The 13,430-nt window shown below is 45.1% G+C and carries 11 protein-coding genes and 1 riboswitch; of the genes, 7 read left to right on the top strand and 4 right to left on the bottom strand.

The features are described 5' to 3' along the window. The first annotated feature begins 4 nt into the window (after positions 1 to 4). From proW to C1S73_RS01440, 3 genes are all read left to right on the top strand, one after another. A complete protein-coding gene (gene proW / locus C1S73_RS01450; protein ID WP_038872396.1) occupies positions 5 to 1,123 on the top strand; it encodes a glycine betaine/L-proline ABC transporter permease ProW in 1,119 nt (372 codons plus the stop codon). Further along, positions 1,116 to 2,123: a glycine betaine/L-proline ABC transporter substrate-binding protein ProX gene (gene proX / locus C1S73_RS01445; protein ID WP_038872393.1), complete on the top strand. Its 1,008-nt coding sequence runs from the start codon at positions 1,116 to 1,118 to the stop codon at positions 2,121 to 2,123. Before proW ends, proX begins: the two co-directional genes overlap by 8 nt. A gap of 225 nt (positions 2,124 to 2,348) precedes the next feature. Beyond that, positions 2,349 to 3,758, top strand: a complete 1,410-nt coding sequence (locus tag C1S73_RS01440; protein ID WP_038872390.1) for an MATE family efflux transporter — start codon at positions 2,349 to 2,351, stop codon at positions 3,756 to 3,758. 70 nt (positions 3,759 to 3,828) lie between these two features. Here C1S73_RS01440 and cysS read toward each other — a convergent pair whose 3' ends face one another. Then, positions 3,829 to 5,202 (bottom strand): cysteine--tRNA ligase, encoded by a 1,374-nt coding sequence (cysS, locus tag C1S73_RS01435; protein ID WP_038872388.1) that lies wholly within the window; start codon positions 5,200 to 5,202, stop codon positions 3,829 to 3,831. Between the two features lie 394 nt (positions 5,203 to 5,596). Here cysS and C1S73_RS01430 point away from each other — a divergent pair, with 394 nt between their 5' ends. After that, positions 5,597 to 7,534, top strand: a complete 1,938-nt coding sequence (locus C1S73_RS01430; protein ID WP_038872386.1) for an LTA synthase family protein — start codon at positions 5,597 to 5,599, stop codon at positions 7,532 to 7,534. Positions 7,535 to 7,571: 37 nt separating this feature from the next. Here the strand turns inward: C1S73_RS01430 and C1S73_RS01425 are convergent, their stop codons facing one another. Continuing rightward, complete coding sequence (locus tag C1S73_RS01425) at positions 7,572 to 8,756, bottom strand: MFS transporter (protein WP_038872384.1); 1,185 nt, start codon at positions 8,754 to 8,756, stop codon at positions 7,572 to 7,574. Positions 8,757 to 8,857: 101 nt separating this feature from the next. On the opposite strand from C1S73_RS01425, the gene C1S73_RS01420 reads away from it, so the two are divergent. Beyond that, on the top strand, positions 8,858 to 9,634 hold the full coding sequence (locus C1S73_RS01420) for an AraC family transcriptional regulator (protein ID WP_038872383.1): 777 nt from the start codon (positions 8,858 to 8,860) through the stop codon (positions 9,632 to 9,634). 254 nt (positions 9,635 to 9,888) lie between these two features. Next, a complete protein-coding gene (locus C1S73_RS01415) occupies positions 9,889 to 10,272 on the top strand; it encodes a hypothetical protein (protein ID WP_038872381.1) in 384 nt (127 codons plus the stop codon). A gap of 77 nt (positions 10,273 to 10,349) precedes the next feature. On the opposite strand, the gene C1S73_RS01410 is transcribed toward C1S73_RS01415, so the two are convergent. Then, the gene (locus C1S73_RS01410; protein ID WP_038872379.1) at positions 10,350 to 11,084 is read right to left on the bottom strand and encodes a chromosome partitioning protein ParA; all 735 of its coding nucleotides are present in this window, start codon (positions 11,082 to 11,084) and stop codon (positions 10,350 to 10,352) included. Positions 11,085 to 11,116: 32 nt separating this feature from the next. Then, positions 11,117 to 11,275 (bottom strand): hypothetical protein, encoded by a 159-nt coding sequence (locus C1S73_RS01405; protein ID WP_010447828.1) that lies wholly within the window; start codon positions 11,273 to 11,275, stop codon positions 11,117 to 11,119. 530 nt (positions 11,276 to 11,805) lie between these two features. Next, positions 11,806 to 11,907, top strand: a riboswitch (glycine riboswitch). A 117-nt stretch (positions 11,908 to 12,024) separates the two neighbouring features. Here C1S73_RS01405 and C1S73_RS01400 point away from each other — a divergent pair. After that, positions 12,025 to 13,401, top strand: a complete 1,377-nt coding sequence (locus C1S73_RS01400) for an alanine/glycine:cation symporter family protein (RefSeq protein WP_038872376.1) — start codon at positions 12,025 to 12,027, stop codon at positions 13,399 to 13,401. The last annotated feature ends 29 nt before the right edge of the window (positions 13,402 to 13,430 follow it).

Here is a 13,430-nt window from a genome sequence, read left to right as displayed (position 1 = left end):
CATCATGTCAACAGAACAAACCACTAACGATCCGTGGTCAACGACAGAAGCGGAACAAACCGACCCATGGGCAACAGCCACAACAGAACAAAGTGACCCTTGGTCACAAGGCAGTGAAGCGACGTCAAGTATAGACTGGTTGAATTCCGAAACCGTTGAAGAAGCCCCTTTTGATATCATGAACCCCTTTCAAGATGCGGTCCTTCCTTTGGATACTTGGGTAGAATCTGGGTTAGATTGGCTTGTCGAACATGGACGTCCGGTCTTTCAAGCAATTCGCGTTCCCATTGATTTCATTCTCTCCTCATTTGAAACGGCGCTCGTCTCTACACCTGCCCCGTTCATGCTCATCATTCTCTTTTTATTAGCATGGCAATTTTCTAATTTGCGTTTAGGGATGTCGACATTCGCTTCATTAGTCTTCATTGGGCTGATAGGTGCTTGGTCCCAAGCAATGACGACCTTGGCATTAGTACTGACATCCGTATTCTTCTGTCTGATCATTGGATTACCACTTGGTATCTGGCTGGCAAGAAACAACACCGCCGCTAAGTTCATACGGCCCATACTCGATGCAATGCAAACCACCCCAGCTTTTGTCTACTTAGTACCTATCGTCATGTTGTTTGGCATCGGGAACGTACCTGGCGTGGTGGTCACCATTATTTTTGCATTGCCTCCCGTGGTTCGCTTGACCATTCTTGGTATTCAACAAGTCCCAGAAGAGCTGATTGAAGCCGGACACTCGTTTGGAGCCAGCAAAAAGCAAATGCTGTACCGCATTCAACTTCCCCTTGCCCTACCGACTATTATGGCAGGCGTAAACCAAACCCTGATGCTCTCCCTTTCTATGGTGGTTATTGCCTCTATGATCGCAGTTGGTGGGTTGGGACAAATGGTATTACGTGGAATCGGACGTTTGGATATGGGGCTAGCAGCGGTGGGTGGTCTAGGTATCGTAATCCTTGCCATTCTACTCGACCGTATCACACAAGTTTTAGGCGCTAACGCGGGTAACACGAAGTTACGTTGGTACCACACCGGTCCAGTTTCTTACCTTTTAAAACTGACCAACAAATCGAACCAACCTGATCTCAAACTTAGGAGAAACATAAATGACTAATTCATGGAAGAAAGCGCTAACAGCTGGAACGTTAGCAACGATGGCGTTTTCGACTCAAGCTTTAGCGAATGACTTACCGGGTAAAGGCGTTTCAGTTCAACCAGTTCAATCAACGGTTGCGGAAGAAACGTTTCAAACTCTTATTGTTAACCGCGCGCTTGAAGCGTTGGGCTACGATGTTCAACCAACTAAGGAAGTCGATTACAACGTTGGCTACACTTCGATCGCAAAAGGCGATGCTACGTTCTTAGCTGTGGGTTGGTTCCCTTTGCACGCAGACAAATACACGATGTCAGGTGGTGATGATAAATTCTACCGCCAAGGCCAGTACGTTAGTGGTGCGGCTCAAGGCTACTTAATCGATAAAAAAACCGCAGAAAAATACAACATCACTAACATTGGTCAACTTAAAGATCCTGAGCTAGCAAAACTATTTGACGCCAATGGCGATGGCAAAGCAGACCTCACTGGTTGTAACCCTGGTTGGGGCTGCGAAATGGTAATTGAAGAGCAGCTTAACGCTTACCAACTTCGTGACACGGTCACACACAACCAAGGTAACTACGCAGCAATCATTGCGGATACTATTTCTCGTTATAAGAAAGGCGACCCGATCTTGTACTACACGTGGACACCTTATTGGGTAAGTGGCGTACTCGTTCCGGGCGAAGATGTGGTTTGGCTAGAAGTCCCATTCTCTGCCCTACCTGGTGAACGTAAAGATGTGGATACCACACTTAAGAATGGTAAAAACTATGGGTTTGAAATGAACTCAATGCGAATCGTGGCGAACAAAGATTTCACTGAAAAAAACCCTTCTGCCGCAAAACTGTTCGAAATCGTTAAGCTGAATATCAATGATGTCAGCGCACAAAACATGATGATGAGCCAAGGTAAAAATAGCGCGGCGGACATCGAGTCTCACGTTAATGGCTGGATCAAAGCCAACCAACAACTGTTTGATTCTTGGGTTGCCGAAGCTAAAAAAGCGTCAATGTAATTAACAATCGAATTCCTTCCTAAATAAGACCAAGCGCCAGCAGCCAAACCTGCTGGCGCTTTTTTATCCAAAATTCCTTTCGCAATCGTTTCTCTGTGATCTAAATTACATATTGAATGGCAGAACAAAAGTCCGTATATTGCGCCTGCCTACGCGGCACACCCTACAATGCACAACGCCATCCTGCTTCCACTGGTGCATTGATATTGGTGTTTAACTACATCCATGCAAAACACACCTTCCTCTTTTTCTCGTTTTTTTAAAGAATCGGGCGCATTGTTACACCTGTCGATCCCAATCATTTTGATGCAGCTCGCAACTCAGTCGATGGGCTTTATCGATACCACAATGGCAGGCCAAGTAAGTGCAGCCGACCTTGCTGCGATCGCGCTTGGCACCAGTTTATGGCTACCCGTTTCGCTATTGCTTCGCGGCATCATCATGGCATTAACGCCTGTCGTTGCTTACCACCGCGGCGCACAAAGTTTAGATAACATCCGTATCTCTTTCATTCAGATGCTGTGGCTATCCGCGTTTGTTAGTGCCATCTTGATTGTTTACTTGCTACTTGGTGAAACCATTCTCGTTGGCTTAGGCGTTGCTCCTGAGATCATTCCTATTGCCAGTGATTATGTTGTCGCATTAGCGTTTGGTGTTCCAGGTATTGCGCTCTTCTATACGCTGAATGGTTTCTGTGAAGGGATGAATAACACCCGAGCTCCGATGCTGATTTCTGTCATCGGCTTGTTGGTGAACATCCCAGTTAACTACATCCTGATTTATGGCAAGTTCGGCATGCCTGCATTGGGCGCGGTTGGTTGTGGCTGGGCAACAAGCTTGGTTTACTGGCTGATGTCTGCCCTGCTGTTTAGCTATATTAAGAGCCATCACCACTACAAAAACATTCTGCACTTCGCTGAGCTAAAACCAGTATGGCAAGAAATAAAACAGCTGTTCAAACTCGGCATGCCGATTGGTTTGAACATTGCGGTTTGTGGCAGTATCTTCGCGGTGATTGCGCTATTGATTGGTCGTATCGGTGCAGAGAACGTTGCCGCGGCACAAATTGCACTGAACATCTCTAGCATGACGTACATGATCCCAATGAGTCTTTCCTTTGGTATCACGATTCGCGTTGGTCATGCATTGGGTGAACAAAAGCTTGAAATGGCCTCTCACCGTAGTTTGGTGGGTATTATTACTGCTGCGCTACTGTCGCTGATTTCAGTCGGCTTCTTCCTGCTGTTCCCAGAGTGGATCATTCGTTTGTACACTACAGATCCGGTAGTTTCCGCAACGGCGGCTACTCTGTTGATGTTTACTGCAATGTACCAGTTCAGTGACGCGCTACAGACGTCTGCGAACGGCGCTCTGCGTGGCTATAAAGATACTAAGATTCCGATGATTCTGGCGATTCTTGCTTACTGGGGCTTGGCGCTTCCACTGGGTATGTTGCTGGGTATCACGGATGAAATCGTTCCAGCCATGGGTGAAGAAGGCTTCTGGATTGGTATCGTGACCGGCTTAACCATCGCAGCAATTGCAATGCTGATTCGCTTGACGCTGGTGATTAAGAAGTACAATCAAACCGCAGAAGTGAATACGGCTTCGCACCCTGAGTTAGCGATTCAATAGCGACAAGAGCGTTTATCGTTTCAATTAGAAAGGCTCACTATCGCAGTGAGCCTTTTTGTTTTTCAGCTTGCTAGCCTTGTTTACTTACCGTTGAGCTATCACCAGCATCGTTGATTCTATAACCGAGTTCGGCAACTTTCTGGCGGATTTCGTCAGCTTGTTGGTATTCCTTCTGCTTTTTCATTTGCAAACGCAACTCTACCAATTCCAAGATCTCGCGAGGGATTTCCTCTTCTTCTACTTTATCAAGCTCCAAACCAAACACACGATCAAAGTAGCGTGCCGTTGCTTTTTTATCCGCGTCATTTAATGCACTTCCAAGCAACTCCCACATTAATGCCATCGCTTGTGGCATGGCTAAGTCGTTGTTGATGAGTGACATAAAACGCTCAATATATGTTTGGTCGACTTTGCCACCTTCTGGTAGTGCCGACACTTTCGCTTTCAGGCGCTTTAGAGCCGTTTGTGCCGCATCCAAGCTCTCCCACGTAAAGCTCAAATGACTGCGATAATGACTGGTCAGCACCAAGTAACGGTAAGCGAGCGGGTCATAGCCTTTATCGATGAAGGCTTCAAGACGAAGTGACGTGCCGGACTTAGAGATCTTCTCTTTGTTCAATTGGAGGAAGAAGCCATGCAGCCAGTAATTTGCTTGAACGTGGCCATTCTTTGCTTGGCATTGGGCAATTTCGTTGGTGTGGTGAACTGGGATATGGTCTTCCCCACCAACATGAATATCGAACACTTCCCCAAGGTATTTCTCTGCCATCGCAGAACATTCAATGTGCCATCCCGGAAAGCCAACTCCCCAAGGGCTTTCCCATTCCATTTGTCTTGGTGTGTCACCGCTAAACTTCCAGAGTGCGAAATCGGTTGGACTCTTTTTCTCTGCCATTTCGACGCGAATGCCTGCTTCTAATCCCTCGCGATCCAGTTTGGCAAGTTTTCCGTAATCTGGAAGCTTGGCCGAATCAAAATAAACGCCATCGGAGGTTTGATAGGTAAAGCCCTTTTGTTCAAGCTCTTGGACGAATTCAATCTGTTCTTGAATGTGCTCGGTAGCGCGACAAATGATGGAAGGCTTAGTGATGTTGAGGCTAGTAAGATCATCTAAAAACGCGTCTTCAAAATACTTTGCGATCTCCCAAGCAGACTTATTCTGTTTTCTCGCACCCTTCTCCATTTTATCTTCACCGGTATCCGCGTCTGACACCAAGTGCCCAACATCCGTGATGTTCATAACGTGGTTTACGTCGTAACCGTTGAGCTCAAGCGTGCGCCTGAGCACATCAACAAAAAGGTAGGTTCTCAAGTTCCCTGCATGCGGGTAGTCATACACCGTTGGACCACATGCATACAAACCGACTTTACCTGATTTAATGGTGTTGAACGGCTCAAGGGTGCGCCCCAGTGTATTGAATAATTGTAATTTTGACTGACTCATATTGTTATTCCTTTAAATGCAAAAAAGCCGCGGATGAAAACATCGGCGGCCTTTAATATGTCTGTATGATCTTTTGCTAACTAATAGCTACACGAAAGCCGCCGCACATTTTTAGAAGTGCAACAACAACAGTTCGTTGAGATAGAAATCGCTAAATAGTTCATACAGATACCCTAAATAAGAAATCCATAGAAATCAAGCTTGTGATTATCACGCACTTTACGACAACAGACTGAACTACGTACGCCGTATGGCACTACCCTCTCTTACAAAGCCGTACCAATCATTACAATTAAATTTATAAATAAACCTTATATTTCACACTTACTTCACGTTTTATTTGATAAAAGACACGCCATAAAAATCAGTTACATCAGTAAATTAGGGAATATTTATGAAGAAGCCCACATTTGGGCCTTTGCAGCCCATCGCTGTATTTGCGCTATTTTCGCTTGCTTTTCTTTCCGTTTCGCGGATTTTACTTGCCATTTGGCTTTCTGACCGAATCGAATCTTTTAACGACCTTATTTATATTCTTGGTCAGGGCCTACGCGTAGACTTTGCCACCATCTGTTGGTTATTCATCCTTCCGGGCTTACTTTCTTCGCTATTACCTGTACAAGGAAAGGTCGGCGCATGCTGGAAATGGGTATTACGTTGCTGGATGGTCGCAGGTTTATGGATCATTGTTTACATGGAATTGGCAACCGCACCCTTTATTCAAGAGTACGACCTACGCCCAAACCGCTTGTTTGTTGAATACCTGATTTATCCAAAAGAAGTGTTCAGCATGCTTTGGACTGGCTACAAATTAGAGCTGCTCATTGGTGCTGTAGGCACGGCAATTACCCTTTTCCTTGGTTGGAAATGGAGCAAGAAACTAACCGACAACGCGAAGCAAGTAAGCTGGAAATGGCGACCTATCCTTGCCATTCTTGTCGTTTTGGTTGGTGTCACGGGTGCGCGTTCTTCTTTGGGTCATCGCCCTCTAAACCCCGCAATGGTAGCGTTTTCTAACGACCCGTTGATGAACGATCTCACACTAAATTCTTCTTACTCTCTCTTGTTTGCTGTCAACAACATGAAGTCAGAGAGAAGCGCAGAGCAGTTCTATGGAAAAATGGATAACCAGAAGATGCTAGAACTTGTGCGCTCCTCTTCCGCGAAATCAAACTTTGATCCTTCAGTTCTTCCTACAATGAACAGCAATGAAGCGACCTATCAAGGTAAACCAAAGAACTTAGTCATCTTGCTACAAGAAAGCTTAGGAGCTCAGTTTGTGGGAGAACTAGGAGGATTACCACTCACGCCCCATGTCGACAAGCTTATGGCTGAAGGTTGGAACTTTACACAGCTATACGCAACAGGAACTCGCTCTGTTCGTGGTATTGAAGCAGTAACGACAGGCTTCCCACCGTCACCATCGCGTGCAGTTGTAAAACTAAGCAAAAGCCAGACGAACTTCTTTACTATCGCAGACCTTTTGAAAGCCAACGGCTACCACACTGAGTTCATTTATGGTGGTGAAGCGAATTTCGACAACATGAAGACCTTCTTTTTCGGCAATGGTTTTGATCAAATCATTGAAGAGAAAGATTACGAAAATCCAGAGTTTGTTGGATCTTGGGGGGTGAGCGATGAAGACCTGTACACCAAAGCAGACCAAGAATTTGAACGCCTGTCTAATACCGACAAGCCCTTTTTCAGCTTAGTATTCAGTTCAAGTAACCACAGCCCATACGAATATCCAGAAGGTAAAATCGAGCCTTACGACTCTGAATACATGACGCGTAATAATGCGGTGAAATATTCGGATTACGCGATTGGTACTTTCTTTGATAAAGCGAAGAAATCATCTTACTGGGACGACACGGTCTTCATCATCATTGCTGACCACGATGCCCGTGTATCCGGTGCTAACTTAGTGCCTGTAAAACACTTCCACATCCCAGCATTGATTCTTGGTAAAGACATTAAGCCACGTAAAGACGACCGTATTGCTAATAACCTAGATATGCCACCTACGCTACTTTCTTTGATTGGTGTGGATGCGAAAACGCCGATGATTGGCCGTGATCTTACTAAGCCTCTCGCACGCAAAGACGAACGTGCCATGATGCAATACGACAAGAACTTTGGTTACTTAACCCGAGACAATCTCGTTGTATTCTCGCCGGGCGAAAAGGTATCGACCATGCAATACAACTTCGATAACCAAACGATGAAGCCTATTGAAGTGGACCCAGCTATCATTGAACGCGCTAAGGCCAACGCTTTGTTTGCCTCTAAGGCTTATCAAAACGACTGGTACTCTTCTAAAGTAACTAACTAGATAAAGATAAGGAGCGCAACATGCGCTCCTTTTTGTATCATTGTTTTACTAATGCGGTGCTATCCGTTTTTCTTTTGCTTAACGAAGGCATTAACGTTGCACTCAACAGTGCTATCCCCATCCCACCAACGAGGATGAAATACATCAATACAAACTCTTGTGTATGAGCATAAGTCGCTGCGATAAGCCAATACGCGATAGGTCCAGTACTAAAGCTTAATGTGTACTTAACGGCGTAGATTCTCGAGCGCCATTTCACATCGGAATAACGGCCAATAAGCCAATCATTCACTGGTATTTGCGCGTATGTACACAGCATCAAACCAACAAACACAAGAACCAATGACCATTCATGAGTAACTGTCGCCAATAAAAGGAATAACAGTTGCCCACCAGCAATACAGGCGAGGAGCTTCTTGATATCAACGCGATCGAGCAGTTCACCCACAACAAGCTGAATAAACGCGGCACAAACAAAAATCGATGTAGTTAATGTGCTTGAAAGGCTCAATGATTGGCTAAATTGTGCGTCCATAATTTTAGGTAACGAGGTCGTCGTAGATTGAAAGACCAAACCACCGAAGAAGACAACCACCGCAGCACAAGCGAACAGCGCTTTGAGTTGTCGCAAAGGCATAGTTACGTCGTCACGTATATTTTTTCCATGTTCGATATCAGTAACACCTTTCGATGCAAACCAGTACACAACGCCAGTAAATACACACACAAGACCTGGAACATAAAATGCGGATTGCCAAGAGAACCACTGGCACAACAAAGCGGTTCCCATTGCAGCAAACGCCAAACCTAAGTTACCTGCTAGTCCATTTACTGCAATAGCCCTGCCTGTTTTATTTGCAGAGCTGAAGATAAGTGCGATACCGACGGGATGATAAATCGCGGCAAACAAGGCTATAACACAAAGCCCCAATCCCATTTGCCATGGCGTTTGCGCGAGAGCGGTAAGTAACGCAGAGGTGCCCATCCCAAAGTAGAACACGAGCATCATGCCTTTTCGGCTCCAACGATCCGCCAGCCAACCTGCAGGTAGGGACATCACACCATAAACCAACATGGCTGCGCTTCCTACTTGCAGCAGCTCCGCGTAACTCATGTCCCATTCTTTATGCAGCGTTAGTACGACAGAAGGAAAAATGAGCAAGAAGTAATGATTAAGCGCATGCCCCACATTGAGGACACCTGCGTGAAAGGAACGGTTCATCTCGACTCCAAACCAAATAAAGGAAAGCTAATTAATGACAAGCTCAGTTTATCTGGCTAGCATTTGGCGTATAGACTCTATCAAGACAGGTTATTGCTAAAATGAGCCAAAACGTCAAAGCCATCAGTTTGGACGACAGGATCAATTGCTTAGAAGCGGTGGTCATTCCCAAGCACTATCCCAATGGACACGTGATTGATTGGCATTGCCATAAGCACAACCAATTGGTGTACGCCAGCAGTGGTGTGATGGCGGTCGAGACAGAATCTCAGCTATGGGTGGTTCCGCCTCAAAGAGCGGTGTGGATCCCGGCGCATGAGAACCACAAGGTGTATATGTATGGCGATGCGGCAATGAAAAACGTCTACTTGTTGCCAAGTATCGATACTGAGCTGCCAAACCAGAGTGATGTTCTCAACGTGTCACCAATGCTGCGTGAGATGATCATTCACCTTTCTGAGCAACCGGCCGACCAAGCCAGCACAGAGCCGTATTGGCGTATAGTTCTGGTTTTGTTGGATCAGTTGAAAGTCGCGCCGCAAGCGTCCATTCAAATCCCTCTTCCCAACAATGCCAAACTTGGGCAGGTTTGTAACTCACTGCTGGATGAGCCTGCGGATAATCGTTCATTAAAACAATGGGCAGAGGAAATTAACGTCAGCAGCCGCACTTTGAGCCGTTTGTTTCGCAATGAAGTTGGCATGTCTTTCATCGAGTATCGTCAACAAGCAAGGTTGTTCCTCTCTCTGACGTTGTTGGCGCAAAACCTCCCAGTTACCATCGTTGCTCTGGAGTGTGGCTTTACCAGCGTGAGTGCTTTTAATCATCTATTCAAACATAGCTTTGGGGTGACGCCGGGTCGCTTCTTCATGAATTAATATTGAATATTGAGAACAGATAACACCCACATTTGATGCACTCAGAAAACAATCGAACACTCAGAGCACCTGACTGACCTATCTTCTGAAGATTCTACCCAACACGCAATTTGCGTACTTACTCACTAGCAAGGCGTAAATAATCAGAAAAACGTTTAATAATGTGCTTTTTAGGCATTCCCATTCAGACTTCAATAAATTAGACTCAAGCCAATGCCCAAAAAGTTTGAATTATTGATAAAAAAGGAATGCCAATGAGCTCAAGTATGATCCTTAATGAGTCGCTAATTGTAAGTGGTCGAGATATTCCACTGAAAGAATTGTTGTATGCGAAGCGTGTGCTTGATAACTACATGGCCGTAGCAAAAGAAAGCAGCCCACTTGAACTGCTCACAGAGATGAAAACCGCGGCAAAACAAGTTGAATACTTCACAACGGAGAGTAACCCTTGTGAAGCACGCAACGTGATCAGCGCGATGATTGATAAGGTGGAGACCGCTGAATCCTTTGATTCGTTTAAAGCGCTCGCGGGCGAACCTTCTCAAGCACTGAATGAATTGATTGAAGATCGTGCGAAGCTCATTAAGCACGAGCGTGAATTATTACTGGCGTCGGGTTACGACGCGTCTCGCATCTGATAGCTACCTTGGTAGCTGCGCATTAAAAAAGGAGCTCATTGAGCTCCTTTTTTAATTTCAAGATTCTCGATACGGTCTTACAACCCCATATCTTCGGTAATCTCTTTAATTTGTTTCAAATCCATTTTATGGACCTCGATCAGCTGGTCAATTTGGCTTAAGCGAGAATTTGCTTCGTCGTGCTTATCACAAGCATCAGATTTTACATCCCACGACTTACCTTCTAAGAAAACATCACACTCTTTCTTGAGCGTTTCAATCTTAGGGAGTAACGATTTACGCTCTTTCTCAAGGGCATCCAGATCTTGTGAAATCTGCATTTCTTTTTTGAATACTTCGCGCGAACGCTCGAACATCGTAGCTTGCATGTCAGCCTGACGGTTCAGCTTATCATTCTCCGTTTTGGTCGAGCTTAGCTTATCCATCTGCTGCTTTACTTGTGCTTCAAGAGACAGGTTCACTTTTTCAACTTCTGTCAGTTGTTCTTGCAGCGCATTTAGTTCAGCCTTGTGTGCTTCTTCTTTCTCAGCTAGAAGAGTAGCGACTTTAGCGTCGATTTCTTTATCTAAACCTGCTTCACGTGTTTTTACTTGAGACACCAAGTCAGACTTGTCATTCACAAGTGCTTGGTATTTCGCTTCTAATACTTGATAAGTCGATTCCCATTTATTTGCCGTTAGAACAGAACCGGCTAAACCACCAAAAGCGAGGCCTAGCACAGCGGCAATACCGATGTAAAAATGAGTACGCTTATCGCGCTCCTCAATGACGACTACTTCGTCTTGATCTTCAATGTTGTTTTGAGAAGTCACTGTATCTTACTCCGAGGACTCTACTTGATTCGCTAGCGAGTGAGTTCCGCTATCATGATTGATGCGGTATAAATTAAGAATGCACCGATCAATGTAATAACGGTCGCTTTTTGGACTTTTTCATTGGTACGGTAACGAAATAACACGAATGCTAACGCGACCAATACCGCAATGGCTAATAATCTGGTCATACTGCCTCCTTGTCCAATAATGAGAACCTATCTGATTCCATAGACAGTCTCGCAAAAATTCATTGTAACCTATTTCTACGAGGCATACGGTCAACATAGCGTAGATTTTAAAGTGATTGCTCCCGTTTTGATCAAATTAATCTCCTATCTTGAACAACTTATCATCACCTCACCAATACCACATTGAACAAACTGATAGGGGCTTAACCGGCCATTGACCACTTAAATGCCCTCGCTAGGAAACCATTTCGTTCAAGAATCGTCCGACTATGACTTTGATGCTATTCCAACCCGCATAATGTGTTGAAAATAAATCTGCAATTGGGTGTTGAAATGGTAAAAAAACATGATAGAGTTCACACGTTAATGATGACCAGCATCATTAACTAACCTTTACTCATTTTGTTGAGTAAATGTTCCGATGAAGACTGCAGGAGAGTGGTTGTTAACTAAATATTAACATTTAGTTAGCGTAACTCGCCGAAGAATTAACTATTTCAGGTGCTACTTAGGTAGCGGGGACTGTAGTTGGAGGAACCTCTGGAGAGAACCGTTAAATCGGTCGCCGAAGGAGCAAGTCTTACACATTTGTGTAGGGTGAAACTCTCAGGCAAAAGGACAGAGGAGTGGAAAGTAACAACCTGACTATTTGGCGTTCCCGCCTACTTTAAATAGCTTGGCTCTATTAGAGATCCTTGATCTTGTCCTTTCCCTCTTCTCCTTATTAGTTGTTTTATTAAGGGGAAATCATGAACGACCTACAATCTTTACTTCAAACCATTGATAACTTTGTCTGGGGTCCACCACTGCTACTATTGCTCGTGGGTACCGGTGTTTACTTCACTTTTAGCTTAGGCTTGATCCAATTTAAGCACCTACCAACTGCGTTAGCGATGGTATTCAGTAAAGATAAGTCATCTGATAAACAGGGTGACGTTTCTAGCTTTGCAGCGTTATGTACAGCGCTATCTGCAACAATCGGTACAGGTAACATCGTTGGAGTTGCAACCGCAATCAAACTCGGCGGTCCTGGTGCCCTATTCTGGATGTGGCTTGCCGCTTTATTCGGAATGGCTACCAAATACGCTGAGTGTCTTCTTGCCGTGAAATACCGTCGAGTTGACGACAAAGGCCAAATGATTGGTGGTCCTATGTACTACCTGCAATATGGTGTTGGCTCGAAAGCGCTAGCTATCATGTTCGCGGTATTTGCATTGGGCGTTGCCTGTTTTGGTATCGGCACCTTCCCACAAGTGAATGCCATTCTTGATGCAAGTGAGATTTCTCTCGGTGTAGACCGCGGGCTGTCAGCTTTTATCCTGACACTACTGGTGGCTTTCGTTACATTAGGTGGTATCAAGTCGATTGCAAGCGTAGCAGGTAAAGTGGTTCCTGCAATGGCGCTATTTTATGTGCTAGCGTGTTTGAGTGTGATCATCATGAACGCAGACCAATTGCTAAACGCAGTTGAGTTAGTGTTGGTGTCTGCATTCACTTCAACCGCAGCAACGGGTGGTTTCTTGGGTGCAAGCATTATGCTGGCAATCCAATCTGGTATCGCACGTGGTGTATTCTCAAACGAATCAGGTTTGGGTAGTGCGCCAATGGCAGCCGCAGCAGCGAAAACGGACTCTTGTGTTAAACAAGGTCTGATTTCAATGACGGGTACCTTCTTCGATACCATCATCATTTGTACCATGACAGGTCTTGCTTTGATCCTTACGGGTGCATGGCAAAGTGACCTTGCAGGTGCAGCGATGACAACACACGCATTTGCCGTTGGTTTGAACGCCGAAACATTAGGCCCAATGCTGGTGTCTATCGGTCTTATGTTCTTCGCATTTACCACCATTCTTGGTTGGAACTACTACGGTGAGCGTTGCGTTGTGTTCCTATTCGGTACCAAAGCTGTGCTTCCATACAAACTGATTTTCGTTGGTTTGGTGGCATCTGGTGCGTTCCTTCACCTTGATATGATTTGGCTACTGGCTGATATCGTAAACGGCCTGATGGCAATTCCTAACCTGATTGGTTTGATTGCTCTGCGCCATGTGGTGTTGGAAGAAACAAAACTGTTCTTCAAGCCGTCATCTCAATCGGACGATTTTGATGCAGTGAAAGCATAATCCAAGCTAGAAACTTTAAGCCCGCTGAC

Origin of the sequence: Vibrio jasicida 090810c (assembly GCF_002887615.1) — a bacterium.
In the GTDB taxonomy this organism is placed as follows: Bacteria; Pseudomonadota; Gammaproteobacteria; order Enterobacterales; family Vibrionaceae; genus Vibrio; species Vibrio jasicida.
Note: the sequence above shows the minus strand (reverse complement) of the source record. Positions and strands in the feature narration are given on the sequence as shown.

Excerpts from the sequence above, each read along its gene's own strand:
- proW (WP_038872396.1), top strand. The coding sequence starts at position 5 with ATGTCAACAGAACAAACCACTAACGATCCGTGGTCAACGACAGAAGCG.
- proX (WP_038872393.1), top strand. The coding sequence starts at position 1,116 with ATGACTAATTCATGGAAGAAAGCGCTAACAGCTGGAACGTTAGCAACG.
- C1S73_RS01440 (WP_038872390.1), top strand. The coding sequence starts at position 2,349 with ATGCAAAACACACCTTCCTCTTTTTCTCGTTTTTTTAAAGAATCGGGC.
- cysS (WP_038872388.1), bottom strand. The coding sequence starts at position 5,202 with ATGAGTCAGTCAAAATTACAATTATTCAATACACTGGGGCGCACCCTT.
- C1S73_RS01430 (WP_038872386.1), top strand. The coding sequence starts at position 5,597 with ATGAAGAAGCCCACATTTGGGCCTTTGCAGCCCATCGCTGTATTTGCG.
- C1S73_RS01425 (WP_038872384.1), bottom strand. The coding sequence starts at position 8,756 with ATGAACCGTTCCTTTCACGCAGGTGTCCTCAATGTGGGGCATGCGCTT.
- C1S73_RS01420 (WP_038872383.1), top strand. The coding sequence starts at position 8,858 with ATGAGCCAAAACGTCAAAGCCATCAGTTTGGACGACAGGATCAATTGC.
- C1S73_RS01415 (WP_038872381.1), top strand. The coding sequence starts at position 9,889 with ATGAGCTCAAGTATGATCCTTAATGAGTCGCTAATTGTAAGTGGTCGA.
- C1S73_RS01405 (WP_010447828.1), bottom strand. The coding sequence starts at position 11,275 with ATGACCAGATTATTAGCCATTGCGGTATTGGTCGCGTTAGCATTCGTG.
- C1S73_RS01400 (WP_038872376.1), top strand. The coding sequence starts at position 12,025 with ATGAACGACCTACAATCTTTACTTCAAACCATTGATAACTTTGTCTGG.